Consider the following 25,343-nt stretch of genomic DNA (forward strand, 5'->3'; position numbering starts at 1 on the left):
GGTTATCCTTCCTGCTCAATGCGGGTTAACACCTCGCGCAATACGGGTCCGTATTCGTATTTTCCCGGACAAACATAGGTACAAAGCGCCAGATCTTCTTCGTCCAGCTCCAGGCAACCCAATGCCTGAGCGCTGTCGGTATCGCCGGCGAGCAGATCGCGCAGCAGCATGGTCGGCAGAATATCCAGCGGCATGACGCGCTCGTAGTTGCCAATGGGTACCATCGCGCGCTCTCCGCCATGCGTGCTGGTCGAGAAGTTAAAGAGTTTATGGCGCAGGAAATGGCCCAGCGTGGTCCGGGTGACGGAGTATTTTTCCGCACCGGGCAGAACCCAGCCAAACAGCTCTTTCTCGCGCCCTTCCTGCACAATGCTGACCTGCAAATGGAAACGCCCCAGATAAGCGTGCGCATTCACGGCATGGCGTCCGCTGAGAACCGAGCCGGAGATCAGGCGGTTTTCGCCCTCTTTTATTTCACCCACCAGCAGTTCATTAATGTCAGCGCCCAGCAGCGTTTTCACCAGACGCGGGTTGGCCGCTTGCGGCCCGCCGATGGCGATTACCCGTTCAGCCCTGAGTTCACCCGTGGTAAACAGCGTACCGATGGCAATAACATCCTGATAATTCAGGTGCCAGACCTGTTTCGTCAGGCTCACGGGTTCAAGAAAGTGAATATGCGTCCCGACCAGACCTGCGGGATGAGGGCCTGCAAACTCATTAAATGTCACCTGCCCCTGCGGGTGCCCACCGAGCTTACCGCCACCAGCCTGACAGACGTGGACCTTTCCTGAGGTCAGGCGGGTTAAAATAGTCAGCCCGGCATCAAAGGCTTTTCGCTGAGACAGAATAACCGGTTGCGGGTCTGCGCTGAGCGGGTTGGTGTCGATTGCCGTAACAAAAATAGCGGCCGGTTCCGTACCCGGAACAGGTGATTTGCTAAAAGGACGCGTGCGAAGCGCGGTCCATAAACCAGACGCCAGAAGCTGAGCCTGAACCGCGTCACGGCTCAGCGATGCGAGGTCTGCGGCGTCATAATGCGCAAATTCACACTGCTCATCGCCTTCAATACGGATAACCACCGACTGCAGAACGCGGCGTTCGCCGCGGTTGATCGCGACAACAGTGCCGCTTGCGGGTGCCGTGAACATGACGCCGGGATTTTTTTTGTCCTCAAAGAGCGCCTGCCCTTTAATCACGCGATCGCCCTCCTGCACCAGCATAGAAGGACGCATTCCCAGATAATCATCACCTAAAATGGCAACATGACGGACACTTGCGCCTGACGAGACGAGCTGCTCAGGCACGCCTGCAATCGGCAAATTAAGTCCTTTTTTTATTTTAAACATGTGGTTAGCAGGTTTCCATAAACAACAATCCAGTGGACGCGGAGTGTACCATTTTCACCTTCTGACGGGCAGGTAATCCGCCGTCGGGGGCGCCAAATTGCGAGCTATTGCGCAAAGTTCCTGGCGCAAACGCGATTGTGATGGTTTATAAAGTAAAACTAATTTGTAAACTCACCGCCCGGCTCTTGCGAAAATCTCTGGCGGTGCTAATGTGAGCGCTCCTAACAGAATAATCTGATTTCGGGTCTCTTTTGCCGTCCTGGCAAGTTGGTCATGGTTTTATCAAGGAACTAGTAGTATGCGTAAAATCGCATTGTTCATTGCGATGCTTCTGATTCCGTGCATGTCGTTTGCCGGGCTGCTCAGCAGTAATAGCTCAACGACGCCGATCAGCAAAGAATATAAACAGCAGTTAATGGGATCGCCGGTTTATATTCAGATCTTCAAGGAAGAGCGCACTCTCGATCTGTTTGTAAAAATGGGCGAGACTTATCAGCTGCTTGATAGCTACAAAATTTGTAACTACTCCGGCGGGCTGGGGCCAAAACAGCGTCAGGGCGATTTCAAAAGTCCGGAAGGGTTTTACAGCGTTCAGCGTAACCAGCTCAAACCTGACAGCCGCTTCTATAAAGCCATTAACATCGGCTTCCCGAATGCCTATGACCGTGCTCACGGTTATGAAGGTAAATACCTGATGATCCACGGTGCCTGCGTGTCTATCGGCTGTTATGCGATGACCGATTCCGGCATTGATGAGATTTTCCAGTTCGTGACGGGCGCGCTGGTCTTTGGGCAACCTAACGTTCAGGTCAGCATCTATCCGTTCCGCATGACCGATGCCAACATGGCACGCCACAAGTACTCTTACTACGCGGATTTCTGGAAACAGCTGAAACCTGGTTACGACTACTTTGAGCAGACCCACAAGCCACCAGTGGTCTCTATCGTAGATGGCCGTTACGTGGTCAGCAAACCGCTGAGCCACGAAGTCGTCCATCCACAGCTGGCGTCAAATTACACGGTCCCCGAGACAAAATAGCACCCACTCGCCTGGCATAATCTTTTGCCAGGTTTCGTTGCCCGTCAGCGGCTGCGTTGCAATGACAGTGACCACATCGTTCGGTGTGGTCTCCTTCTGAAAATCAATCTCCACATCCTGATCGAGCAAGGTCGCAACGCCAAACGGTGCACGACGGGTGATCCAGAACAGATTTGTCGAGCAGAACGCCATCACATAGCGCCCGTCAGAGAGCAGCATGTTAAACACGCCTTTTTCGCGTAGCTCCGACGCCAGCGTCGCGATGTATTTAAACACGGCGGCCATGTTACCAGGCGTGCGGGGATAGCGCTCCGTCAGCTTGTGCAGTAACCAGCAGAAGGCTTTTTCACTGTCGGTTTCGCCAACCGGGCGGAAATTGCCCGTCTCCAGCGATTTATAACCCGTGAGTTGCCCATTGTGTGCATAGGTCCAGTTACGGCCCCACAGTTCACGGGTAAACGGATGGGTATTTTCCAGCGCCACTTCGCCACGGTTTGCCTGGCGGATGTGGGCAATCACCGAACAGGATTTAATGGGATAGTCCTGCACCAGTTTAGCGATCGGTGAGTTAAAGCTGGGTTGTGGATCTTTGAACGTGCGACACCCTTTGCCTTCGTAGAAAGTGATGCCCCAGCCGTCTTTATGAGGCCCGGTTCCTCCACCACGCTGAACCAGCCCGGTGAAACTAAAGCAGATATCGGTTGGCACATTGGCGCTCATCCCGAGCAATTCGCACATACATCACCTCCACAACAGCGGGGGCAATTCAGCCCCCAGCGAAGTCTTACTTAACCATCTCTTTTTCGATCAGCTGGATCAGGATATGGATCACTTTGATGTGAATTTCCTGAATGCGGTCAGCATAACCGAAGTGCGGAACGCGAATTTCAATATCCGCCGTACCCGCCATTTTACCGCCATCTTTACCGGTCAGGGTGATGACTTTCATCCCTTTTTCGCGCGCGGCAGCAATCGCTTTGATCACGTTACCGGAGTTACCAGAGGTAGAGATACCCAGCAGCACGTCGCCTTCACGTCCGACCGCTTCAACATAGCGGGAGAAGACGTAGTCGTAACCAAAATCGTTGCTCACGCAGGAGATATGGCTCACATCAGAGATCGCAATCGCCGGGTAACCCGGACGGTTTTCGCGATAACGCCCGGTCAACTCTTCTGCGAAGTGCATGGCGTCGCAGTGGGAACCGCCGTTACCGCAAGAGAGCACTTTGCCCCCGGCTTTGAAACTGTCGGCCAGCAGGACCGCCGCGCGCTGAATAGCGTGAATATTGGCATCATCTTTCAGAAAGTTAGCCAGCGTTTCCGCCGCTTCGTTCAGTTCGTTACGAATAAGATCCTGGTACATGAGGATAATCCTTCAGTATTGATGAAATAACACAGTGGAGTGTACCGGATAGCGGGAAAAGCGAGAAGCTAAAGCCATACGAATCGCCCGGCGTTTTGATTTTTTGTGCCGGCTAAAACACGAACAATGTGAACCAGGTTGTAATTATTTTGTAAACACATTGCTAAAAGAATTCACATCAACTACAACCATATCATCACAAGTGGTCAGACCTCCTACAAGCAAGGGAGCTTTTCTTTATGATGATTTTGAGCATTCTCGCAACCGTTGTTCTGCTCGGTGTGTTGTTCTATCACCGTGTAAGTTTATTCCTGAGCAGCCTGATTCTTCTGGCCTGGACGGCTGCGCTTGGCGTCGCAGGTCTCTGGAATATCTGGCTTTTAGTCCCACTCGCTATCATTCTTCTGCCGTTTAACTTTGCCCCGATGCGTAAATCCATGATTTCTGCCCCGGTGTTCAAAGGTTTCCGCAAAGTGATGCCGCCAATGTCGCGTACTGAAAAAGAAGCGATTGATGCGGGCACCACCTGGTGGGAAGGCGACCTGTTCCAGGGTAACCCGGACTGGAAAAAGCTGCATAACTACCCACAGCCACGTCTGACTGCTGAAGAACAGGCCTTTATTGACGGCCCTGTGGAAGAAGCGTGCCGTATGGCAAATGATTTCGCCATCACCCATGAAATGGCCGATCTGCCGCCAGAACTGTGGGCGTACCTGAAAGAACATCGCTTCTTCGCGATGATCATCAAGAAAGAGTACGGTGGTCTGGAATTCTCCGCTTACGCTCAGGCCCGTGTCCTGCAAAAACTGGCTGGCGTCTCTGGGATCCTGGCCATCACTGTCGGCGTACCTAACTCCTTAGGCCCGGGCGAACTGCTGCAACATTACGGTACGGAAGAGCAGAAAGATCACTACCTGCCGCGCCTGGCACGCGGTCTGGAAATCCCTTGCTTCGCGCTGACCAGCCCGGAAGCGGGCTCCGATGCGGGTGCGATCCCGGATACCGGCGTGGTTTGCATGGGTGAATGGCAGGGTGAGCAGGTGCTCGGGATGCGCCTGACCTGGAACAAGCGCTACATCACGCTGGCACCTATCGCCACCGTGCTCGGTCTGGCGTTTAAACTCTCTGACCCGCAGAAACTGCTGGGTGGAGAAGAAGATCTGGGCATTACCTGTGCGCTGATCCCAACTTCTACCCCAGGCGTTGAAATTGGTCGTCGTCACTTCCCGCTGAACGTACCGTTCCAGAACGGTCCAACGCGTGGCCAGGATATCTTTGTACCGATTGATTACATCATCGGTGGCCCGAAAATGGCCGGTCAGGGCTGGCGTATGCTGGTGGAATGTCTGTCTGTAGGTCGCGGTATTACCCTGCCGTCAAACTCCACTGGTGGTCTGAAATCTGTGGCGATGGGGATTGGTGCGTACGCTCACATCCGCCGTCAGTTCAAAATCTCCATCGGCAAGATGGAAGGTATTGAAGAACCGCTGGCACGTATCGCGGGTAACGCCTATGTGATGGATGCCGCAGCTTCCCTGATTACCTACGGCATTATGCTGGGCGAGAAACCAGCTGTACTGTCCGCAATCGTGAAGTACCACTGTACTCACCGTGCGCAGCAGTCGATCATTGACGCGATGGATATCGCGGGCGGTAAAGGCATTATGCTCGGCGAAGGTAACTTCCTCGCCCGTGGTTATCAGGGCGCGCCTATCGCAATCACCGTTGAAGGGGCGAATATTCTGACCCGCAGCATGATGATCTTCGGTCAGGGTGCCATTCGCTGCCATCCATACGTGCTGGAAGAGATGGCCGCCGCGCAGAACAACGACGTAGATGCCTTCGATAAGCTGCTGTTCAAACATATTGGTCATGTGGGTAGCAATAAGATGCGCAGCTTCTGGCTCGGTCTGACGAATGGCCGTACCAGCGCTACGCCAACCGGTGATGCGACGAAACGTTACTATCAACAGTTGAACCGTCTGAGCGCCAACCTGGCTCTGCTGTCTGACGTTTCTATGGCAGTGCTGGGCGGTAGCCTGAAGCGTCGCGAACGTATCTCTGCACGTCTGGGAGACGTGCTGAGTCAGGTGTTCCTGGCCTCTGCGGTCCTGAAACGCTACGACGATGAAGGTCGTCAGGAAGCGGATCTGCCGCTGGTCCACTGGGGCGTACAGGATGCGATGTATCAGGCAGAACAGGCCATTGACGATCTGCTGGCGAACTTCCCGAACCGTTTTGTGGCCGGAGCCCTGCGCGTGGTGATCTTCCCGACCGGTCGTCATCACCAGGCACCATCCGACAAGCTGGATCACAAAGTAGCGAAGATCCTGCAGGTTCCGAGCGCAACCCGTTCACGTATCGGTCGTGGTCAGTATCTGGCTCCAACCCCGCATAACCCGGTGGGTCTGCTGGAAGAGGCGCTGTTGGACGTGATGGCTGCCGATCCGATTCATCAGAAGATCTGCAAACAGCTGGGCAAAAACCTGCCGTTTACCCGTCTGGACGAACTGGCAAAACAGGCCCTGGCGGGCGGTATCATCGATAAGGATGAAGCTGCAATCCTGGTGAAAGCTGAAGAGAGCCGTCTGCGCAGTATCAACGTGGATGATTTCGAACCGGATGAGCTGGCGACGCAGCCGGTAAAGCTACCGGAGAAACACCGCAATTCTGAAGCTGCATAAGGCGTTTCGCTTGCACAAACCCCGCCATGCGCGGGGTTTTTTATTGCCACATTTTCTCGTTATGTCGTGCTACAGTGTCAAAAAGTGGTCGTTTGAGGAGTCTGAATTGTGCCTGGTCTGAAGATTTCGATTTTGCAGCAACCGTTAGTGTGGATGGATGGCCCCGCCAACCTGCGTCACTTTGATCGTCAACTGGAAGGTATTACCGGGCGTGATGTGATTGTCCTGCCGGAGATGTTCACCACCGGCTTCGCGATGGAAGCGGCTAAACAGTCGATGCCGCAGGAAGAGGTGGTCGCCTGGATGCATGCCAAAGCGCAGCAGACTAACGCGCTGATCGCGGGCAGCGCCGCCCTGCAAACCGAGCGCGGGCCGGTGAACCGCTTCCTGCTGGTTGAGCCAGAAGGGAAAGTGCATTTTTACGACAAACGCCACCTGTTCCGTATGGCGGATGAACATCATCACTATGAAGCCGGAAACGAGCGCGTGGTGTTCGAATGGCGCGGCTGGCGAATTCTGCCGCTGGTCTGCTATGACCTGCGCTTCCCAGTCTGGTCACGCAACCGCAACGATTACGACGTAGCACTGTATGTCGCCAACTGGCCTGCGCCACGCTCCCTCCACTGGCAGTCGCTGCTGGTGGCGCGTGCGATTGAGAACCAGGCATACGTGGTGGGCTGTAACCGCGTGGGGACTGACGGCAACGGGCATCACTATCGCGGCGACAGCCGGGTGGTGAACCCGCAGGGCGAGATCATTGCCACCGCCGAGCCACATCAGGCGACGCGCATTGATGCCGAGCTGTCGCTGACGGCACTGAAGGAGTATCGGGAGAAGTTTCCGGCGTGGCAGGATGCGGATCCGTTTAGTATTGGGTGAAATTTTCCTCTCACCACCGCCCTCTCCCATTGGGAGAGGGCGGATAAAACATTAACTCACTAATGCCTGCCCGTCTTTGCGGCTTTCCGTCGCGGCAACGTAATGCCCTTCCGGCAGACGGTAAATCACCTGCGCACCGCCAAAGTTGTAATCCTGAAGCGGATCTTCTACCACGATCTGATGCCCGCGTTCGCGTAGCGCCGCAATCGTGTTGCGATCGAACGTCGACTCAACGATCACCTCTCTCCCCTGCACCACGCGCCAGCGCGGCGCGTCGATAGCTGCCTGCGGGTTTTGTCCGTGCAGCATAATGCGCAGCGCCATCTGCATGTGCCCCTGCGCCTGCATTGGTCCGCCCATCACGCCGAATGACATCAGCGGTTTTCCCTTACCGTCCATCGCAAAGCCAGGAATGATGGTGTGGAACGGACGCTTGCCGCCCGCCAGCGCGTTCGGGTGATTCGGATCCAGCGAAAAACCACAGCCGCGATTTTGCAGGCTGATCCCCGTGTCCGGCACCACAATCCCGGAGCCAAAGCCCATATAGTTAGACTGAATAAACGAAACCATCATGCCGTTGGCATCCGCTGTGCTGATGTAGACCGTCCCGCTTTGCGTCGGCGAACCATAGACGAAATCAGAGGCGTTATTCTGATCGATAAGCGCTGCACGCGATTTGAGATAGCTATCGCTCAGCAGCGCTTTGGCAGCGAATTCCATGTGCTCTTCATCCGCCACGTAGCGATCAAGATCGGCCAGCGCCAGTTTCATTGCTTCAATAGACAAGTGCAGCGCCTGAACGGAATCCGGGTGGTGTTTTTCGATACCGCACTGCTCCAGAATGCCGAGCGCAATCAGCGTGGCGATCCCCTGCCCGTTTGGCGGCAACTCCTGCACCGAACCGCCCGCAAAATCACGTGACAACAGTTTAACCCAGTCTACACGATGGTTTGCCAGATCGTCGGCGGTAAGATGTGCGCCATGTTCTTTGGCAAAGCCAGCAATTTTCTGCGCCAGCTCGCCGTGATAAAACGCTTCGCCGTTGGTTTTGGCAATCAGCTCCAGCGAGTTTGCCTGCGCCGGGTTACGGAATATTTCGCCAATGCGCGGGGCGCGTCCCTCAGGGGCAAAACACGCACTAAAGCCCGGCTGGTCTTTCAGCTTGTTGTAGCCCCGTTGCCACAGATGACCAATCAGCGGAGAGACCGGAAAACCGTTGCGCGCGTAATCAATCGCAGGCTGTGCCAGGGTGGTCAGCGGCAGCGTGCCAAAGCGTTCCGCCAGTGCGACCCAGCCGGATACCGCGCCCGGCACGGTCACTGCGTCCCAGCCAATTTCCGGCACCGCGGTTTTGCCAGCAAACAGATCGGCATGCCAGCTGGCAGGTGAGCGGCCCGATGCATTAAGGCCGTGGAGCTTTTCCCCATCCCAGACAATGGCAAAGGCATCGCTACCAATACCATTCCCTGTGGGCTCGACTACCGTCAGCGCCATCGCCGTAGCAACGGCCGCGTCGACGGCATTACCGCCCAGTTGTAACATGTGCATCCCCGCCTGTGCCGCCAGCGGCTGCGAGGTAGCAACGGCATTATGCCCCATCATCGGTGGGCGTCGTGAATCATAACCGGATGTGAAATCAAGCGCTTTGGTCATCATGACTCCTTAGTCGTGGCGCGGATCGAGCGCATCGCGCAGCCCGTCGCCGAGTAAATTAAAGCCCTGCACGGCAAGGAAAATCGCCACGCCGGGGAAAACGGACATCCACGGAGCCTGCTCCAGGAAACCTTTCGCGGTATTGAGCATCGAGCCCCAGGACGGATTTGGCGGCTGCTGTCCCAGCCCCAAAAACGACAGGCTGGCTTCGGCGATAATCGCCGAGGCAATCGCCAGCGTGGCCTGCACCAGGATCGGTGACATTACATTCGGCAGGATGTATTTGATGATGATCCAGCGGTCCGGCAGGCCAATCGCCCGCGCACCGTCGATGTACTCTTCGTTGCGGATGGCGATCACCTGCCCGCGCGTCAGGCGGGCGAAGATCGGCATCGCCGAAAGACCGATGGCGATCATGGCGTTGGTCAGGCTCGGGCCCAAAAACGCCCCCAGCGCGATCGCCATGATCAGGAACGGACAGGCCAGTAGCGCCTCGATAACGCGCGAGATCACCCCATCCCACATCTTCTGGAAGTAACCCGCCACCAGCCCCAGCGGAACGCCGATGACAACGGCAATCACCACCGACATACAGCCTGCCATCAGCGAGGTGCGTGCTCCCCAGATAATGCGGGATAAAATGTCGCGCCCCAGCTCGTCGGTGCCGAACCAGTACATCGCCGACGGTGCTTTGCGCACCGCCAGGAAGTTGGCTTTGACCGGGTCGAACGGCGCAATCCACGGCGCCAGCAGCGCGAGCAACACAAAGAAGCCCACAATCACCGCACCAATTACTGCGCTTTTATTGGCGAGGAATTTCTTCAGCACCCGGTTCTGCGCGCGCGGCAGTGCAGGCACAACGGTTTGAGTCGTCAGTTCCGCCATGGTTAACCTCGCATTTTCGGGTTGATAAGAACGTAGAGCACGTCGGCCAGCAGGTTGAGCATCAGGAAGCCAATCGCCACGATCAGCACCACGCCCTGCACCACCGCATAGTCACGGTTAAATACCGAGTCGACGATCATCTTGCCGAAGCCCGGAATGGTGAAGACCTGCTCGGTCAGCACCGCGCCGCCCAGCAGCTCGCCGAACAGCAGCGTGGTGAGGGTAATTACCGGCACCAGCGCGTTGCGAAACGCGTGCTTCAGGATCACCGCCTTAGGCAGCAGCCCCTTAGCCCGTGCGGTACGGATGTAATCTGCTTTCAGGACCGCAATCATCGAGGCGCGGGTGTGGCGCATCAGCGTCGCCGCCAGGCCGGTTCCGAGCACGGACGCGGGCAGTAGCAGCGTGCGCAGGTTCTGAAGCGGATCTTCACTGAACGGCACGTAGCCGGACGCGGGTAGCCACTGCAGGTTTACCGAGAAGACCAGAATCAGCAGGATCCCCAGCCAGAAGTGCGGGATCGAGATCCCCGAGATCGCCACAAAGTTCGCCCCGTGATCGACCCAGCTGTTTTTGTTCACCGCCGCAAGGATCCCCATGCTGATGCCAAACACCAGCGCAATGAGCATCGCCAGCAGCGACAACTCCAGCGTCACCGGCAACTTGCTGGCAATTAGCTGCGTCACCGGCTCGTGCGTGCGTAAGGAGACGCCCAGATCGCCCTGCAGTGCACGCGTCAGCCAGTTAAAATACTGCACGGGGACTGGCGCATCGAGGTTCAGCTCCGCACGCAGCTGGGCGATGACCGCCGGGTCGCGCTCCTCGCCGGCCATGGCAATCAGCGGGTCGCCGGGCAGCAGCTTTTGTAGCCCGAAGACCATCATGCTCACCAGCAGCAGGGTTGGTATAGCCAGCAGCAGACGTTTGCAAATCAGTTCCAGCATGGGTTCTCCTCAGGACGTTTATTTCGCCAGCGTCAAACCGGCCAGACGCACGATGCCGTCCGGGTACGGCTTAAAGCCCTGCACGCTTTTGTTCAGGCCAAAAATGCGCGGCTCGAAGTAGAGGTAGGCAATCGGCATATCGGTTTGCAGTTGCTTCACCACTTTCTCGTACAACGGCTGGCGTGCGGCCTGATCGGTGCTCTGACGCGCCTGAGTCAACCATTCATCTACCTGAGCATTACTGTAACGGCCGTCGTTTAAAGTGCCTTTGCTGTTAATGAAGCCAAAGATGCTGCCATCCGGATCGGGACGACCAGACCAGCCGGAGAAGCTCAGCTGATAGTCACCGCTCTGCTGGCGATCCAGCAGCGTGGCGAATTCAGTCATCTGCAGGTTCAGGTTAAAGCCCGCCTCAGCGACCATCGCCTGCAGCACCTGACCGACCTGCTGCGATGTTGGGTTGTTCGGCACCAGCAGGTTGACGGTCAGCGGCGTGGCGACGCCTGCCGCTTTCAGCAGCGCTTTGGCTTTGTCGACATCGCGCGGTGGTACCGGCAGGTTGACGTGATACGGGCTCACCGTTGAAAACGCCTGGTTGGCTGGCGAATACAGCCCTTCAAAGACCACCTGGTTTAGTGCATCGCGGTCAATTGCCTGAGAAAACGCCTCACGCACGCGGGCGTCCTTGAACGGATCGTTCGCTGGCACCTTCCCGTTATTAATGTTGAAGGTAATGCCCTGATAACCCAGACCGGTGACCTTCGCCAGCGCCAGCTTGCTGTCAGCTTCCACAGTCTTCACGTCGCTGGCGGCGATGCCTTCAGTCAGGTCGAGATCGCCCGCGCGCAGGTTCGCGAGGCGCACGGAGGCATCCGGGATCGGCAGATAGATAATTTTGTCGAAGTGGTAGGCGTCTTTGTTCCAGTAGTTGTCGAAACGCGTCAGGACGATGCGGTCCTGCGACACGCGGCTGTCGAATTTATACGGACCGGAACAGACGGGATGCGCGGCAAAATCCGGTTTTTTTGCCGCTTCGGGTGCCATCATCGCGCCCGCGCGGTCGGTGAGTTGCATCAGCAGCGCGGCGTCAGGCGTTTTCAGGTGCAGGGCAATCTGCATCGGGCCAGTGACTTCAACGGACTCCACGGAGGAAATCTCGCTTTTACGCAGGGAGCCTTTTAAGGTCAGGGCACGGTCGAGGTTGTATTTTGCGGCGGCAGCATCGAATTTCTCACCGTCGTGGAAGGTGACGCCCTCGCGCAAATTCAGGGTGAGGGTTTTACCGTCGTCGCTCCAGGCCCAGTCTTTCGCCAGACCGGGGATAACCTTCAGATTTTCATCCACATCCACCAGCCTGTCGCACAGGGAGGCAAACACGAAGCGGCCATAGTAGGTGCGCGCCAGATGCGGGTCGAGCATGTCCGGGTCAGCGCCCAGACCAATTCGCAGCACGCTTTCAGAATGGGCGGGCAGCGCCGCGCCGAGCAACATGACACTTCCCAGTACGGTCAAAAGAGAATTACGCATTGTCATTATCATGAGTTCCTTGAAGGAAGGGAGGAGTGAGATGCCGCGTGTTCAAACAGCGCGCGGCGGCGCAGAAAGGCAGTAGATGGCGGAGCAATCTGGATAACGCTGCGATCGCGATTAATGTCCTGCCAGCGATGGCAGGCCACCTGACGTCCACCGTCCAGTACCTGATTTATCGGTTCAACCTGGCGGCATTCGTCGGTGACGTACGGGCAACGGGTGTGGAACCGGCAACCAGATGGTGGGCTGGACGGGTTCGGTAAGTCCCCCTGCAGAAGCGGCGCGTCACGTTCAACGCCTGGCTGCATCTGCGGCGCAGAGGCGATAAGTGCCTGGGTATAGGGGTGTAGCGGCGCATCAAAAATTTCGTCAACAGTCGCAAGCTCAACGATTTGCCCAAGATACATCACCGCCACGCGGTCGCTCATGTGGCGGATAACGGCCAGGCCGTGGGCGACAATCACCATCGTCAGCCCCAGCTGGTGCTTCAGGCTTTCCAGCAGGTTCACCACCTGCGCCTGAACGGACACATCCAGCGCGGATACCGGCTCATCACCCAGCAGCAGCTTCGGTCCCGAGGCCAGCGCGCGCGCAATGCCGATACGCTGGCGCTGCCCGCCGGAAAACTCGTGCGGATAGCGCCCAGCCCAGGCGGCAGGCAAACCTACGGTTTTAAGAAGCTCCGCGACGCGGTACTGACGGTCCGCTTTCTTCATGTTCTGGTGCAGCCACAGCGGTTCACCGACGATCTGCTCCACCGTCATGCGCGGGTTCAGCGAGGCGAAGGGATCCTGAAAGATAATCTGCAGCTCGCGCCGGAGCTGATTCAGACGAGCACCCGAGGCATGCGTGATCTCCTCCCCCTGGTAAAACACACGCCCTTCACTGGCGGCCAGCAAACGCAGCAGCAGACGACCGAGTGTAGATTTACCGGAACCAGACTCACCCACAATCGCCAGCGTTTCCCCCGGCATAACGGAAAGTGAAACGCGATCGACTGCCGTGACAAACTTCGCCGGGGTAAACAGTTTTTTCGGGCCGGGGAAGAGCTTGCTCAAGTCACGGGCTTCAAGAATGGGCGTAGTCATGCAATTTCTCCCAGGGCAATGTGTTGCTCCAGCGGCACGCGGAAGCAGGCAACCTGATGACCCGCGCCGAGCGTATTGAGCGAAGGTTTTTCATCATGGCAGCGTGACTGCGCAAACGGGCAACGGGTAGCGAAACGGCAGCCTTTCGGCATAAATTCTGGCAGTGGCACCGAGCCTGGAATGGTGGAGAGCTGCCCCTTACGTGCCCCAAGAGAAGGAATCGACCCCATCAGGCCGATAGTGTACGGATGCTGCGGATCGGCAAAGATGGCCTCAACGCTCCCCTGCTCTACCACCTGACCGGCATACATCACCGCCACCTGCTGGGCGACTTCTGCCACCACACCTAAATCGTGAGTGATCATCAGGACCGCCGTGCCGGTCTCTTCTTTGAGGGTGTTCAGCAAGGTGAGAATTTGCGCCTGGATCGTCACGTCAAGGGCTGTGGTCGGTTCATCGGCAATCAGCAGTTTCGGGTGGTTAATCAGCGCCATCGCAATCATCACGCGCTGGCGCATTCCGCCGGAAAGCTGGTGGGGATATGCTTTCAGGCGCATCTCTGCCGCCGGGATCTGTACCTTCTCGAGGATCTGCAGCGCGACATTCATCGCCTCTGCGCGCGAGACACTCTGGTGTCGCATGACCGCTTCGCTAAGCTGGTCCCCCAGCGTAAACGCCGGATTGAGCGAGGTCATCGGCTCCTGGAAAATCATCGCCAGTTCGCTGCCACGCAGGTCAGTGTATTCCCGAGGCGAAAGCTTGCGGAGATTGTGACGGCGAAACTGCATCTCCCCGCTGACGATCTGCGCGCTGGCGGGCAGTAACCCCATTAACGCCAGTGAGGTGATACTTTTTCCGCATCCAGACTCTCCCACCAGCGCCAGCGTTTCGCCCGCTTTAATTATCAGTGAAATACCATCAAGGACGCTCACAGGCGAGCCGGCGAATTTAACGTTGAGATTATGCAGGTTCAGTACAGGCGCAGTGTCCTTAAACGGGATCGTCGTCATAGCGTGAAGTCGTCCTCAAGGTGGATAGCGTGGATCAGGGCGGTTTGCAGGCTGAGCAGGTGTTCGCGCATGGCGGCCGCGGCCTCATTAGGCTGGCGATGGATAATCGCAGACATGATCTTGTGATGGTGGTCGTTGTAGCTATCGACGCGTTCGGGGGTGCGGGCTAATTCGCGCAGATGCTGCCAGCCCGGTTCACGTCTGACGGCATCAATGGCATCAAACAGGCCGAGCATCAGGCGATTACCCGCAGCTTCCGCAATCGCCCGGTGAAAGGCGCTGTCCCACAGTTCGTTGAGATCGCGGTCATCCGGGCTGACCTTATCAATGCGTTCCAGCATGCGCTGCATCAGCGCGAGGTTTTCCCTGGTGGCACGCAGTGCCGCAAGCCGGGCTAAGCCGGGTTCGAGCTGCAGACGAGCTTCCATCACTTCCAGAAGGTTGGTTTGCTGAACCAATCCCTGAAGGGCCAGCGGTTCAACCGGGGCAGCCGGACCGATAAAAGTCCCTTTGCCCTGTTTACGCCAGATGCGCCCCTCTTCTTCCAGCACATCCAGCGCACGACGCACTTCACGTCGTCCTACGCCGAGAGTTTCCGATAGCTCACGTTCTGTGGGCAGCGGAGTGCCTGGTGTTGACTCGTGCTGGTTGATTAACCCGCGCAGTTGTTCAAGCGCGGTGCTGGAATTTGCCAGAAACCGTGACGGTTTTTCCATATTGGTTCGCTCGCTTTCATCATTACTTTATTTTTATTAACGATAAGTTATTGATATGAAATGAAGCTTATCGTGCTAATGATTAAGCAATAACCAAACCAATATTCAATTGGTTCAGGTGTTTTTTGGAAAGCGAGTGATAAGAGGATGATTTTTCGTGATTTATATTTACAAAGTGACACATTCCGACAGACGCCAGAAGAGACGACGGGAGGCTAAATGCACAGCATCAGTGCAAATAACGCACTAATGTTGTGCATATGTTAATTAATTGCACCGCTAAAATTAACTTCTTGTTAATAACAGAAGGAAGGGTAATTCGGAAAGTGGAAACGACGAAGGCCTGAATCATTTCTGATTCAGGCCTTCTGAATAGTGGCGGAACGGACGGGACTCGAACCCGCGACCCCCTGCGTGACAGGCAGGTATTCTAACCGACTGAACTACCGCTCCACTGTTCCCGTTTGGGGAACGAGGCGCATATTACGGTGTGCCTCTGATCTCGTCAACGCTTTTTCTCACGTTTTGAATCGTTTGCTGCAAAAATCGCCCAAACGATGTTTTTACAAGCATTCCGGCGCTTTTCAGGCGCGCCACATACAACTTCCACCTTTCTTCAGCACCAGATCGAGTCGGGATTCGTGATTAAGAAGCTCTTCATCACTTGCTAAAACAACCCGCAACCGACTTGCCTGGCGGACAACACGCTGAATTCCCGCCTCGCCCTGCGTCTGCTGAGATTCATTTTCCATGCTGAACTTCATTGACGTCTGTCCACCGGTCATCGTCAGATAGACATCGGCCAGGATCTGGGCATCGAGTAATGCCCCGTGCAGCGTTCGCTTGGTATTGTCTATTTCGTAGCGGGAACAGAGCGCATCAAGGCTGTTACGCTTGCCGGGGAACATTTTCCTCGCCAGCGCCAGGCTGTCTGTTACCTTACAGAAGGTGTTTGTCTTCGGGATATCACGATTAAGCTTGCTGAATTCATAATCCATAAAGCCGATATCGAACGAGGCGTTATGGATGACAAGCTCTGCGCCCCTGATGTATTCCAGGAACTCGTCAGCGACATCCGCAAAAGTCGGCTTATCCAGCAAGAACTCATCGGCAATACCGTGAACGCCGAACGCTTCGGGATCTACCAGCCGATCGGGTTTGAGGTAGACGTGGAAGTTGTTCCCCGTAAGACGACGGTTCACCACTTCAACGGCACCGATCTCGATAATCTTGTGCCCTTCGTAGTGCGCGCCGATCTGGTTCATACCGGTGGTTTCGGTATCGAGGACAATCTGGCGAGTAATTGCAGTGCTCATAGCGGTCATTTATGTCAGACTTATCGTTTAACTGAACGTTTCAATTACAGGAAGTCTACCAGAGATGCGTAAACAGGTAGAAATTTTCACCGATGGATCTTGTCTCGGCAACCCAGGGCCTGGCGGCTATGGCGCGATTATGCGCTATCGCCAGCACGAAAAAACTTTTAGCGAAGGCTATTTTCTGACCACCAACAACCGAATGGAATTGATGGCGGCCATAGTGGCACTGGAGGCGTTAAAAGAGCATTGTGACGTGGTGTTAAGCACCGATAGCCAGTACGTACGTCAGGGGATAACCCAGTGGATCCATAACTGGAAAAAACGCGGCTGGAAGACCGCTGATAAGAAGCCGGTCAAGAACGTCGATCTCTGGAAACGTCTTGATGCGGCGCTGGGCCAGCACGAGATTAAATGGGAATGGGTTAAAGGCCACGCCGGTCACCCGGAAAACGAACGCTGCGACGAACTGGCGCGTGCTGCGGCATCCAATCCCGCACATGAAGATGCGGGCTATCAGCCCGACGTTTAATCGGTTTTTTTGTATTGCCGCGTTGCACCAACAGTTTGACGGATATGCGTTTTCGTTTTGCTCTGCTTCATTGGATTAAGCGTAAGAGGGATAGTGCGCTTACGTGCAACGATGAACTGCATGCAGCCTAAAGCGGGCAAATGCGTGCTCAACAGTACACCTCCCTGCCGCGCCCAGGGGAGCACCTGAAAACCGCCGTAGCAGAGCACCTCAAAGTTTAGCAGTGAAAGCCAGTCGAGCTGGCGCATCATCGTGAACATCCGGCTGTTATAAGGTGGAGTTCTGCGTAACACGGGTACCAGCTTGCGCAGGCCCATCAAACTCAGAGGATTAAACCCGCTGAGTACCAGCCAGCCATCATCAATCAGAACACGGTCGGCTTCACGCAGCAAGCGATGGGGATCGCTACACCAGGGCAGTGTATGGGCAAGCAAACACGCATCAACGGACTTTTCCGCAAATGGCAGATGCAATGGGTCTGCTTTCACCTGAACCGGCGATCCGCCGAGCGAGACATTGACCTGATGTGAGATAGCGCAGCTTTCGGTATTGATTTCCGCGCTGAGATTGCCAATCTTAAGCAGGTGAAAGCCATACATTTTCGCAAGCCAGGGCTTCAGTTGTTGCTCTAAGGTCTCGCGATAGTATTCACCCCAGGGCAATTCCGCCCAACGCTCCGGTGCTGCGACAGTCTGAGGTATCCTTGCCGGTTTCATCAAAACACCTGCCACGTTATTAGAGGTAATGTATGAATCTTATCAGTATTCCTGCTTTTGAGGACAATTACATCTGGGTTTTGGTTGACGATGATCGTCGATGCGTCATTGTTGATCCCGGAGAAGCCGCCCCTGTATTACGTGCAATAAAAGAGAATGACTGGCAGCCAGAAGCCATTCTCTTGACGCATCATCATCACGATCACACTGGCGGCGTTCCCGAGCTGCGGGCCCATTTTCCCCATCTGGTGGTTTACGGACCGGCAGAGACACAAGATAAGGGAACAACCCGGATAGTCCAGGAAGGCGAAAAGATCCTCATACACCAGTGGGAATTTTCCGTATTTGCCACACCAGGTCACACTTTGGGACATCTGTGTTTCTACAGCAAACCTTATCTTTTTTGTGGCGACACACTGTTCTCTGGAGGCTGTGGAAGACTTTTCGAAGGCACAGCAACCCAGATGTATCAGTCCTTACAGAAAATTAATGCCCTACCCGATGACACGCTTATTTGTTGCGCACATGAATATACATTAGGAAATATGAAGTTTTCCGTTAACCTCTTACCCGAGGATCGCGCGATCCAGGATTATTATCACAAAGTGAAGGAGTTACGTGCAAAAAACCAAAACACACTCCCCGTAATTCTGAAAAATGAGCGCAAGATTAATTTATTTTTACGAACAGATGATATTGATTTAATTAACAAAATTAACCAAGAAACAAATTTGCAACAACCAGAGCAGCGTTTTGCATGGTTAAGGTCAAAGAAAGATAACTTCAGATAATTGCGGGTTGCCTTTTCAAAATTTCGCCGTTATCATCGCTCGTCTTTTAAGCAACTATTGACACACACATGAAGGCAAAAGCGATATTACTCGCCTCTGTCCTGCTTGTAGGTTGCCAGTCGCAGAACGGCAGCAACGTACAACAGCACGCACAGAGCCTTTCTGCAGCTGGTCAAGGGGAAGCAGGGAAGTTTGCAAGTTCGGCGCGATGGATGGACGATGGAACATCATTCGCGCAGGATCAAGACTTGTGGACCTCTATTGGCGACGAGCTAAAGATGGGAATTCCGGAAAACAGCCGGATTCGCGAACAGAAACAGAAGTACTTAAGAAATAAGAGCTATCTCCACGATGTAACGTTACGGGCAGAGCCGTATATGTACTGGATAGCCGGGCAAGTTAAGAAACGCAACATGCCTATGGAGCTGGTACTCCTACCCATAGTGGAGAGCGCTTTTGACCCACACGCAACGTCTGGCGCCAATGCCGCAGGCATTTGGCAGATCATTCCGAGCACCGGGCGAAACTATGGTCTGAAACAGACTCGCAGCTATGATGCGCGTCGTGATGTTGTCGCTTCAACGACAGCCGCTCTCGACATGATGCAACGTCTGAACAAGATGTTTGATGGCGACTGGCTGTTAACGGTCGCAGCGTACAATAGCGGCGAAGGTCGTGTACTGAAGGCAATGAAAGCGAATAAAGCACGGGGTAAATCCACCGATTTTTGGTCGCTCTCACTGCCACAGGAAACAAAGATTTACGTACCGAAGATGCTGGCATTGAGCGATATTCTCAAGAACAGCAAGCGTTACGGTGTACAACTGCCAACACCAGACGAAAGTCGTGCACTGGCGCGCGTTCGCCTCAGCAATCCAGTTGATATTCAACAGGTTGCAGATATGACGGGTATGTCGGTAAGTAAATTGAAAACCTTTAATGCTGGCGTTAAAGGCTCAACGCTGGGGGCAAGTGGCCCGCAGTACGTAATGGTTCCGCAGAAACATGCTGAACAGCTACGTGAGTCTTTAGCTTCTGGTGAAATCGCCGCCGTTCAGTCAACGCTGATCGCGGACGCTTCATCAGTCAACAGCCGCAGTTATAAGGTTCGTTCAGGTGATACGCTTTCGGGTATTGCATCACGTCTTGGCGTGACAGCAAGCGATCTGCAGCAGTGGAATAACCTGCGCAGTTCAGGCCTTAAAGTGGGTCAAACTCTGACGGTGGGTGCAGGTAGCAGCGCACAGCGTCTCGCCAGCAACAGCGATAGCATCACCTATCGCGTGCGTAAAGGCGATTCCCTGTCCAGTATCGCAAAACGCCACGGCGTGAACATCAAAGATGTGATGCGCTGGAATAATGATACTGACAATCTGAAACCAGGCGACCAGTTGACGCTGTTTGTGAAGAACAGCGCCACGCCAGACTCCTGAGAACACGATGGAAAGATAAAAAGGCACCGATTCCCCTCGGTGCCTTTTTTGTTTATCCCGCTTTTTGCGCTTCAGCCATGATGGTATCGCTGGTAAACGAACCATCCTCCTGTAATTCAAAGTAAGCCTTCACCTCTGCGGACGCACTCTGCTGATACAGCCGAATAGCGTGACTTAATGCCTCCGGAGTGCGCATACGGGCGATCCATGAGCTGAATTCCAGCGGTAAGCGATCGGTTATTAATGAGCGCGAAATCAATCCCGCCTCGGTAATGAGCGATAACCACTCTCCACTGGAGTAGTTTTGCACATGCGAGGTATCGCGCAGTGCTTCCACCGTCTGCAGCCAGATATTGCGCACCGGGTGTCCCGGAGACATCACATCCATAATGATAAGAACACCACCCGGCTTCAGGACACGTTTTACTTCACGTAATGCCTGGCCAACATCATGCCAGTGATGTGCGGAATAACGGCTGATAACCACCTCAAACGAAGCATCTTCAAAAGGTAAAGATTCGGCATAGCCCTGGCGCGTATCAATGTTTTCCAGCCCCTTCGCTTTCGCCGCCTCGGCAACCACCGCCAGCATCTGGCTGGATAAGTCATACGCAGTAACGTGCGCGACCTGTTGTGCAGCCGTAAAGCTGGCATGCCCTGCCCCGCAGCCTAAATCCAGTACGTGTGCCTGCGGGAACGCAGCCAGACGTTCACCGAGACGCACCAGAGCGCGGCCGGAAGCATGTACGGCGCTGCTCAGATACGCATTTGCCTGAGAGCCAAACTGTTTTTCTACGTTGTCATGATGGGAGTGTGTTGTTGTCATCGTACTGTCCTTTGTTGGTAAAAAATAAAGGGCAGCACCCGAACAGGCCTGCCCAACGGCAGACCTGACACACCATTATTTATCAGGTTTGCCGGGACTGAATTCCACTAGTAGAGGATTGTGATCGGAGGCGCGCGTCACCAGAACGGAGGCGTCATGCACGCTCAAACCGCGATAGAAGACAAAATCGAGAGGACGACCAAAGGCTTTCTTGCGTTGGTCATCGCTAAAACGAACTTCACGCAACGACATCTCGCGCGCAAAGCGATACAAGGCATTCATGCGCGGACGGCTCCAGGCATTGAAATCGCCTGCCATAATGATGGGGCCGCTGTGATGGGCAATCTGATCGCCAATTGGAAGTAACTGCTTACTGTAGACATCCACGCCCAGGCTGAAGTTTACCGCATGGATATTCACGACCATCAACATTCGGGTGTCCGGCAACGGGTAGACCGTGACCAGCGCCGATTTCGCCAGACGCAGGATAGGCTCACGTTCGCGCAGAGGACAGCAATAGACCGGATGCGCTGAAGAGAGTGTCATCACACCTGAGGGATGTTGCGGCAGGACAAACGCGGGAACCTGATCGGCGGCAAGATAGTTCGTGGTGGCAAACCGCACCAGCTCAGGGGTGGTTTGCGCCTCCTGGAGCAGAACCAGATGGGCATCTTTTCCAAAATTCTTGAGTACCGATAACCATTCCGCACGCTGCTGCTTAAAGATATTCCACACCAGTACACGGATTTTCTCATCGCTGCTTAACGGTGTACCGGCGGGTAATGCCTGGCTTATGCTCGCAAACGACCCCGGAGGCAAGATCCTCTCCGCTGGCATTCCGGCAACATAACGCATGGCATAGGTATTTTTTCGCACTTTTGGAAACAGCCTCTGTAACATGAACCAGCCCTGAAAACGGACTGGTTCTAATGTTATAGGGACTTTAGGTTACACTTTCAACGCAATTTCTGAGAAACCGCTTTCCAGTTTTGTAAGCAAGCACTTACTGATGTTACCCCAGTGCTACCCGAGTTGGTCTATCAAGGCGTCCACTCAGGCCAATCAACAGGAAGGCTACAAGCACGATCGCAGCACCAATCCATGGCGTTTGCGCCAGTCCAAAATGTTCAACCGTCTGCCCACCCACAATGGAGCCAATAGCAATGCCGATATTAAAAGCGGCAATGTTCAGGCCGGATGCCACATCCACCGCGTTGGGCGTATACAGTTCTGCTTTCTGTACCACATAAACCTGAAGGCCCGGCACGTTACCGAAGGCAAAGATCCCCATGACCAGGACAGTGGCCAGTGCGGCGTATTGCATTGATGCTGTGAACTGGAACACCAGCAGCAAAACAACCAATGCTGCAAAGATGAATTTGAGAGCGGGAACCGCACCATGTTTGTCTGCTAGTTTGCCGCCCCAGATATTACCTATTGCGACGGAGATGCCGTAGCCCAGCAAAATCCAGCTCACCGCATTCGGGGAGAAGCCTGCGAGATCCTGCATCATCGGCGCCAGGAAAGTAAAAGCAGTGAATACACCACCATAGCCCAGTGCGGTCACGGCATAAATGATCAACAGGCGCGGATGCGTCAGAACCTTTAGCTGATCGCGCAGGCTGGCGCTCGCACGACCAGGTATATTCGATGGCACCAACAGAAAACTGGCTACCAGAGCAATCACACCCAGTAAAGAAACCGCCAGGAAGGTTTCACGCCAGCCGAAGTGTTGGCCGATAAATGTCCCCAGCGGTACGCCTGTAACAAGCGCGACAGTCAGTCCACCAAACATAATCGCAATGGCTGATGCCGCTTTCTCTTTGGGTACCAGACTTGTGGCAATGGTAGAACCAATTGAGAAAAAGACACCATGAGCAAGGCCGGTCAGCAGGCGGGCAATCACCAGTGTGGTGTAATCCGGGGATTGCCAGGCCAGAACGTTACCCGCTGTGAACAACACCATTAGTGCCACCAACAGTTGCTTGCGAGGGAATCGACCGGTGAGTGCCGTCAATACAGGCGCACCGACAGCAACACCCAGTGCATAAATAGATACCAGCAGCCCGGCAGATGGCAGCGAAATCGCAAGCTGGTCGGCGATGGTAGGAACCAGTCCTACGATAACAAATTCGGTCGTGCCAATTGCAAAGGCACTGATCGTGAGGGCAAGTAGCGCCAGTGGCATAAAATACTCCGTCTCTTCAGGATTAAGATGACAGGCAGTATGCGCCAGTGCTTAAATAACAAAAATGGTCAAAATATCAATTGAATTTTGCAGGTGGTGCAACAATGAAAGCAACGTCGGAAGAGCTGACAATCTTTGTCGCCGTCGTCGAAAGCGGCAGTTTTAGCCGTGCGGCTGAACAGTTAGGGCAGGCTAACTCGGCCATCAGTCGCTCGGTGAAAAAGCTGGAGATGAAGCTTGGAGTCAGTCTGCTCAACCGTACGACGCGGCAGCTCAGCCTGACGGAAGAAGGAGAGCGCTATTTCCGCCGCGTGCAGTCCATCCTGCAAGAAATGGCCGCTGCAGAGACGGAGATTATGGAAACCCGCAGCACACCACGTGGATTGCTGCGCATTGATGCGGCCACGCCGGTTGTGCTTCACTTTCTGATGCCGCTGATCAAACCTTTCCGCGAACGCTATCCGGAGATGACGCTCTCTCTGGTCTCCTCAGAGACGTTTATCAATCTTATCGAACGGAAAGTGGATGTGGCCATCCGGGCAGGAACCCTGACAGATTCAAGCCTGCGCGCCCGCCCACTGTTTGCGAGCTACCGCAAAATTATCGCCTCACCGCGGTATATTGCAGAGCATGGAAAACCTGAGACGGTTGAAGAGTTAAAGCAGCATCTGTGCCTGGGATTTACGGAACCTGTGTCGCTGAACACCTGGCCTGTCGCCTGCCCTGATGGTCAGTTACATGAGATCACCTGCGGGTTGTCGTCTAACAGCGGGGAGACGCTGAAGCAATTGTGCCTTGAAGGTAACGGGATCGCCTGTCTGTCTGACTACATGATTGATAAAGAGATTGCGCGTGGCGAACTGGTGGAACTGATGGCAGATAAACGTCTGCCGGTCGAAATGCCGTTTAGTGCGGTGTATTACAGTGACAGAGCGGTGAGTACGCGCATTCGTGCCTTTATCGACTTCCTGAGCGAGCATATAAAAACAGCTCCCGAAGGAGCTGTGTGAGGGTTTCAGGATACAAAGGGTGGGGTCAAACTTAATCCCAGTGAGGGGCTAATCCTTCCGGGCTGACCAGGCGATCGTTGCAATCCAGTGCGGCGATCGCTTTTTTGTCTTCGTCGTCGAGCTGGAGATTCTGTGCTAACAGGTTACTGGCCAGGTTTTCACGTTTGGTTGAAGAAGGGATAACGGCATAACCTTCACCCATTGCCCACGCCAGGATGACCTGTGCTGCAGTCACATTATGTTTTGCTGCGATGCGTGCAATCACTTCATCTTTCAATGCTTTGCCATAAGCCAGCGTCATATAAGATGTAATATGAATGCCATGCTGTTTTGCCCAGTCAGCCACTTTGCGGTTTTGCAGGTAAGGTGACAGTTCAATCTGGTTAGTCGCAATATTTTCTGCACCAACGGCCGCAATTGCTTTTTCCATCAGCGGAATAGTGAAGTTAGAAATACCAATTTCACGGGTTAAACCCTGTTTTTTCGCTTCCAGCAATGCCTGCATGAATTCTTCCACTGAAACAGCATCATTCGGTGAAGGCCAGTGGATCAGAGTCAGATCGACGTAATCAGTACGCAGTTTTTTCAGACTCTCTTTCAGGCTGGGGATTAGCTTGTCTTTGCTGAGGTTTTCAATCCAGATTTTCGTGGTGATAAACAGTTCATTACGCGGTACACCACTCTCTTCGAGCGCTTGTCCAACGGCAGCTTCGTTTTCATAGATCTGTGCCGTATCAACTGCACGATAGCCCAGTTCGAGTGCGGTTTTAACTGATGCGATAACAACGTCGTCTTTCAGGCGGAAAGTGCCCAGACCAAATGCAGGGATAGTCATGTAATTCCTCGTTAATCATAGTTTTCGTTAACTGAGGAAGATTATCGCTATTGTCGTTATTCAGAAAAAGAGCGTAAAAAGCAGAGGATTTTTGCTAATTAAGCAATAATTATACGACAGATAATAAAAAAGCCCTGAGCGTTAACTCAGGGCTTTTAATAAGTGGCGGAACGGACGGGACTCGAACCCGCGACCCCCTGCGTGACAGGCAGGTATTCTAACCGACTGAACTACCGCTCCACCGAAGACTGCTGTAACCACCGGATTTATGCACCGGCTTACTACTTAATTTGATGCCTGGCAGTTCCCTACTCTCACATGGGGAGACCCCACACTACCATCGGCGCTACGGCGTTTCACTTCTGAGTTCGGCATGGGGTCAGGTGGGACCACCGCGCTAAAGCCGCCAGGCAAATTCTGTATCTGTATCAGGCTGAAATTTGATTGTCTGTCTCTTCGCCGAAACAGCTTCGGCGTTGTAAGGTTAAGCCTCACGGTTCATTAGTATCGGTTAGCTCAACGCATCGCTGCGCTTACACACCCGACCTATCAACGTCGT

23 protein-coding genes, 2 tRNA genes and 2 rRNA genes are annotated in these 25,343 nt (G+C 54.4%); 7 read left to right on the forward strand and 20 right to left on the reverse strand.

Features of this window, described 5'->3' with window-relative positions; all coding sequences use genetic code 11:
* Window positions 1-2 precede the first annotated feature (2 nt).
* Window positions 3-1,346, reverse strand: a complete 1,344-nt coding sequence (locus JGF26_RS06110) for a Na(+)-translocating NADH-quinone reductase subunit A (RefSeq protein ID WP_028017725.1) — start codon at window positions 1,344-1,346, stop codon at window positions 3-5.
* A 298-nt stretch (window positions 1,347-1,644) separates the two neighbouring features.
* Between JGF26_RS06110 and dpaA the strand changes: the two genes are divergently transcribed.
* Window positions 1,645-2,385, forward strand: coding sequence for a peptidoglycan meso-diaminopimelic acid protein amidase (dpaA, locus tag JGF26_RS06115; protein ID WP_028017726.1), 741 nt, complete (start codon window positions 1,645-1,647; stop codon window positions 2,383-2,385).
* Here dpaA and JGF26_RS06120 read toward each other — a convergent pair.
* Both JGF26_RS06120 and lpcA read right to left on the reverse strand, forming a co-directional pair.
* Complete coding sequence (locus JGF26_RS06120) at window positions 2,356-3,123, reverse strand: class II glutamine amidotransferase (protein WP_028017727.1); 768 nt, start codon at window positions 3,121-3,123, stop codon at window positions 2,356-2,358. The genes dpaA and JGF26_RS06120 overlap by 30 nt on opposite strands.
* A gap of 46 nt (window positions 3,124-3,169) precedes the next feature.
* Window positions 3,170-3,748 carry a D-sedoheptulose 7-phosphate isomerase gene (gene lpcA / locus JGF26_RS06125; RefSeq protein WP_028017728.1) on the reverse strand — a complete coding sequence of 193 codons (579 nt, stop codon included), beginning with the start codon at window positions 3,746-3,748 and terminating at the stop codon, window positions 3,170-3,172.
* Window positions 3,749-3,987: 239 nt separating this feature from the next.
* Here lpcA and fadE point away from each other — a divergent pair, with 239 nt between their 5' ends.
* Together fadE and JGF26_RS06135 are read left to right on the forward strand one after the other, a co-directional pair.
* Window positions 3,988-6,432, forward strand: coding sequence for an acyl-CoA dehydrogenase FadE (gene fadE / locus JGF26_RS06130; RefSeq protein ID WP_134707173.1), 2,445 nt, complete (start codon window positions 3,988-3,990; stop codon window positions 6,430-6,432).
* 108 nt (window positions 6,433-6,540) lie between these two features.
* A complete protein-coding gene (locus JGF26_RS06135; RefSeq protein WP_028017730.1) occupies window positions 6,541-7,311 on the forward strand; it encodes an amidohydrolase in 771 nt (256 codons plus the stop codon).
* 51 nt (window positions 7,312-7,362) lie between these two features.
* Here the strand turns inward: JGF26_RS06135 and JGF26_RS06140 are convergent, their stop codons facing one another.
* From JGF26_RS06140 to dnaQ, 9 genes are all read right to left on the reverse strand, one after another.
* Window positions 7,363-8,964 (reverse strand): gamma-glutamyltransferase family protein, encoded by a 1,602-nt coding sequence (locus tag JGF26_RS06140; protein ID WP_134707626.1) that lies wholly within the window; start codon window positions 8,962-8,964, stop codon window positions 7,363-7,365.
* Window positions 8,965-8,973: 9 nt separating this feature from the next.
* Complete coding sequence (locus tag JGF26_RS06145; RefSeq protein ID WP_134707172.1) at window positions 8,974-9,849, reverse strand: ABC transporter permease; 876 nt, start codon at window positions 9,847-9,849, stop codon at window positions 8,974-8,976.
* A 2-nt stretch (window positions 9,850-9,851) separates the two neighbouring features.
* On the reverse strand, window positions 9,852-10,793 hold the full coding sequence (locus JGF26_RS06150; RefSeq protein ID WP_049007176.1) for an ABC transporter permease: 942 nt from the start codon (window positions 10,791-10,793) through the stop codon (window positions 9,852-9,854).
* Between the two features lie 18 nt (window positions 10,794-10,811).
* The gene (locus JGF26_RS06155; protein ID WP_203250358.1) at window positions 10,812-12,326 is read right to left on the reverse strand and encodes an ABC transporter substrate-binding protein; all 1,515 of its coding nucleotides are present in this window, start codon (window positions 12,324-12,326) and stop codon (window positions 10,812-10,814) included.
* 2 nt (window positions 12,327-12,328) lie between these two features.
* Complete coding sequence (locus JGF26_RS06160) at window positions 12,329-13,411, reverse strand: oligopeptide/dipeptide ABC transporter ATP-binding protein (RefSeq protein ID WP_134707171.1); 1,083 nt, start codon at window positions 13,409-13,411, stop codon at window positions 12,329-12,331.
* Window positions 13,408-14,421: an ABC transporter ATP-binding protein gene (locus JGF26_RS06165; RefSeq protein WP_134707170.1), complete on the reverse strand. Its 1,014-nt coding sequence runs from the start codon at window positions 14,419-14,421 to the stop codon at window positions 13,408-13,410. The genes JGF26_RS06160 and JGF26_RS06165 overlap by 4 nt, the downstream gene beginning before the upstream one ends.
* Window positions 14,418-15,137, reverse strand: coding sequence for an FCD domain-containing protein (locus JGF26_RS06170; protein WP_108090747.1), 720 nt, complete (start codon window positions 15,135-15,137; stop codon window positions 14,418-14,420). Before JGF26_RS06170 ends, JGF26_RS06165 begins: the two co-directional genes overlap by 4 nt.
* Window positions 15,138-15,513: 376 nt before the next feature.
* A tRNA-Asp gene (locus JGF26_RS06175) sits at window positions 15,514-15,590 on the reverse strand.
* A 131-nt stretch (window positions 15,591-15,721) separates the two neighbouring features.
* Window positions 15,722-16,453 (reverse strand): DNA polymerase III subunit epsilon, encoded by a 732-nt coding sequence (gene dnaQ, locus JGF26_RS06180; protein WP_075204687.1) that lies wholly within the window; start codon window positions 16,451-16,453, stop codon window positions 15,722-15,724.
* A gap of 31 nt (window positions 16,454-16,484) precedes the next feature.
* Between dnaQ and rnhA the strand changes: the two genes are divergently transcribed.
* On the forward strand, window positions 16,485-16,985 hold the full coding sequence (gene rnhA, locus JGF26_RS06185; RefSeq protein WP_229255534.1) for a ribonuclease HI: 501 nt from the start codon (window positions 16,485-16,487) through the stop codon (window positions 16,983-16,985).
* On the opposite strand, the gene JGF26_RS06190 is transcribed toward rnhA, so the two are convergent.
* Window positions 16,982-17,701 carry a class I SAM-dependent methyltransferase gene (locus JGF26_RS06190; protein ID WP_134707169.1) on the reverse strand — a complete coding sequence of 240 codons (720 nt, stop codon included), beginning with the start codon at window positions 17,699-17,701 and terminating at the stop codon, window positions 16,982-16,984. The genes rnhA and JGF26_RS06190 overlap by 4 nt on opposite strands.
* A gap of 32 nt (window positions 17,702-17,733) precedes the next feature.
* Here JGF26_RS06190 and gloB point away from each other — a divergent pair, with 32 nt between their 5' ends.
* Both gloB and mltD read left to right on the forward strand, forming a co-directional pair.
* Window positions 17,734-18,492: a hydroxyacylglutathione hydrolase gene (gloB, locus tag JGF26_RS06195; protein WP_049005846.1), complete on the forward strand. Its 759-nt coding sequence runs from the start codon at window positions 17,734-17,736 to the stop codon at window positions 18,490-18,492.
* Between the two features lie 68 nt (window positions 18,493-18,560).
* A complete protein-coding gene (gene mltD / locus JGF26_RS06200; protein WP_028017742.1) occupies window positions 18,561-19,925 on the forward strand; it encodes a murein transglycosylase D in 1,365 nt (454 codons plus the stop codon).
* Window positions 19,926-19,977: 52 nt separating this feature from the next.
* Here the strand turns inward: mltD and JGF26_RS06205 are convergent, their stop codons facing one another.
* The 3 genes from JGF26_RS06205 to JGF26_RS06215 form a co-directional block, all read right to left on the reverse strand.
* Window positions 19,978-20,751 carry a class I SAM-dependent methyltransferase gene (locus JGF26_RS06205; protein ID WP_134707168.1) on the reverse strand — a complete coding sequence of 258 codons (774 nt, stop codon included), beginning with the start codon at window positions 20,749-20,751 and terminating at the stop codon, window positions 19,978-19,980.
* 75 nt (window positions 20,752-20,826) lie between these two features.
* Entirely contained in the window at window positions 20,827-21,627 is an 801-nt protein-coding gene (locus JGF26_RS06210; RefSeq protein ID WP_028017744.1) for an endonuclease/exonuclease/phosphatase family protein, read from the reverse strand.
* A 136-nt stretch (window positions 21,628-21,763) separates the two neighbouring features.
* The gene (locus JGF26_RS06215; protein WP_028017745.1) at window positions 21,764-22,939 is read right to left on the reverse strand and encodes an MFS transporter; all 1,176 of its coding nucleotides are present in this window, start codon (window positions 22,937-22,939) and stop codon (window positions 21,764-21,766) included.
* A 104-nt stretch (window positions 22,940-23,043) separates the two neighbouring features.
* On the opposite strand from JGF26_RS06215, the gene yafC reads away from it, so the two are divergent.
* Complete coding sequence (gene yafC / locus JGF26_RS06220) at window positions 23,044-23,949, forward strand: DNA-binding transcriptional regulator YafC (RefSeq protein WP_134707167.1); 906 nt, start codon at window positions 23,044-23,046, stop codon at window positions 23,947-23,949.
* Between the two features lie 31 nt (window positions 23,950-23,980).
* Here the strand turns inward: yafC and dkgB are convergent, their stop codons facing one another.
* From dkgB to JGF26_RS06240, 4 genes are all read right to left on the reverse strand, one after another.
* The gene (gene dkgB, locus JGF26_RS06225; RefSeq protein WP_128348677.1) at window positions 23,981-24,784 is read right to left on the reverse strand and encodes a 2,5-didehydrogluconate reductase DkgB; all 804 of its coding nucleotides are present in this window, start codon (window positions 24,782-24,784) and stop codon (window positions 23,981-23,983) included.
* Between the two features lie 163 nt (window positions 24,785-24,947).
* Window positions 24,948-25,024, reverse strand: a tRNA-Asp gene (locus JGF26_RS06230).
* Between the two features lie 55 nt (window positions 25,025-25,079).
* Window positions 25,080-25,195: ribosomal RNA gene (gene rrf / locus JGF26_RS06235) — 5S ribosomal RNA — on the reverse strand.
* 69 nt (window positions 25,196-25,264) lie between these two features.
* Window positions 25,265-25,343, reverse strand: a 23S ribosomal RNA gene (locus JGF26_RS06240); the annotation flags it as partial.

Origin of the sequence: Enterobacter sp. E1 (assembly GCF_016809815.1) — a bacterium.
Lineage (GTDB): Bacteria > Pseudomonadota > Gammaproteobacteria > Enterobacterales > Enterobacteriaceae > Enterobacter > Enterobacter adelaidei.

Bases quoted from the DNA above. Each gene is read 5' to 3' on its own strand.
- JGF26_RS06110 (WP_028017725.1), bottom strand. From the start codon at position 1,346: ATGTTTAAAATAAAAAAAGGACTTAATTTGCCGATTGCAGGCGTGCCT.
- dpaA (WP_028017726.1), top strand. From the start codon at position 1,645: ATGCGTAAAATCGCATTGTTCATTGCGATGCTTCTGATTCCGTGCATG.
- JGF26_RS06120 (WP_028017727.1), bottom strand. From the start codon at position 3,123: ATGTGCGAATTGCTCGGGATGAGCGCCAATGTGCCAACCGATATCTGC.
- lpcA (WP_028017728.1), bottom strand. From the start codon at position 3,748: ATGTACCAGGATCTTATTCGTAACGAACTGAACGAAGCGGCGGAAACG.
- fadE (WP_134707173.1), top strand. From the start codon at position 3,988: ATGATGATTTTGAGCATTCTCGCAACCGTTGTTCTGCTCGGTGTGTTG.
- JGF26_RS06140 (WP_134707626.1), bottom strand. From the start codon at position 8,964: ATGACCAAAGCGCTTGATTTCACATCCGGTTATGATTCACGACGCCCA.
- JGF26_RS06145 (WP_134707172.1), bottom strand. From the start codon at position 9,849: ATGGCGGAACTGACGACTCAAACCGTTGTGCCTGCACTGCCGCGCGCG.
- JGF26_RS06150 (WP_049007176.1), bottom strand. From the start codon at position 10,793: ATGCTGGAACTGATTTGCAAACGTCTGCTGCTGGCTATACCAACCCTG.
- JGF26_RS06155 (WP_203250358.1), bottom strand. From the start codon at position 12,326: ATGACAATGCGTAATTCTCTTTTGACCGTACTGGGAAGTGTCATGTTG.
- JGF26_RS06160 (WP_134707171.1), bottom strand. From the start codon at position 13,411: ATGACTACGCCCATTCTTGAAGCCCGTGACTTGAGCAAGCTCTTCCCC.
- JGF26_RS06165 (WP_134707170.1), bottom strand. From the start codon at position 14,421: ATGACGACGATCCCGTTTAAGGACACTGCGCCTGTACTGAACCTGCAT.
- JGF26_RS06170 (WP_108090747.1), bottom strand. From the start codon at position 15,137: ATGGAAAAACCGTCACGGTTTCTGGCAAATTCCAGCACCGCGCTTGAA.
- dnaQ (WP_075204687.1), bottom strand. From the start codon at position 16,453: ATGAGCACTGCAATTACTCGCCAGATTGTCCTCGATACCGAAACCACC.
- JGF26_RS06190 (WP_134707169.1), bottom strand. From the start codon at position 17,701: ATGAAACCGGCAAGGATACCTCAGACTGTCGCAGCACCGGAGCGTTGG.
- gloB (WP_049005846.1), top strand. From the start codon at position 17,734: ATGAATCTTATCAGTATTCCTGCTTTTGAGGACAATTACATCTGGGTT.
- mltD (WP_028017742.1), top strand. From the start codon at position 18,561: ATGAAGGCAAAAGCGATATTACTCGCCTCTGTCCTGCTTGTAGGTTGC.
- JGF26_RS06205 (WP_134707168.1), bottom strand. From the start codon at position 20,751: ATGACAACAACACACTCCCATCATGACAACGTAGAAAAACAGTTTGGC.
- JGF26_RS06215 (WP_028017745.1), bottom strand. From the start codon at position 22,939: ATGCCACTGGCGCTACTTGCCCTCACGATCAGTGCCTTTGCAATTGGC.
- yafC (WP_134707167.1), top strand. From the start codon at position 23,044: ATGAAAGCAACGTCGGAAGAGCTGACAATCTTTGTCGCCGTCGTCGAA.
- dkgB (WP_128348677.1), bottom strand. From the start codon at position 24,784: ATGACTATCCCTGCATTTGGTCTGGGCACTTTCCGCCTGAAAGACGAC.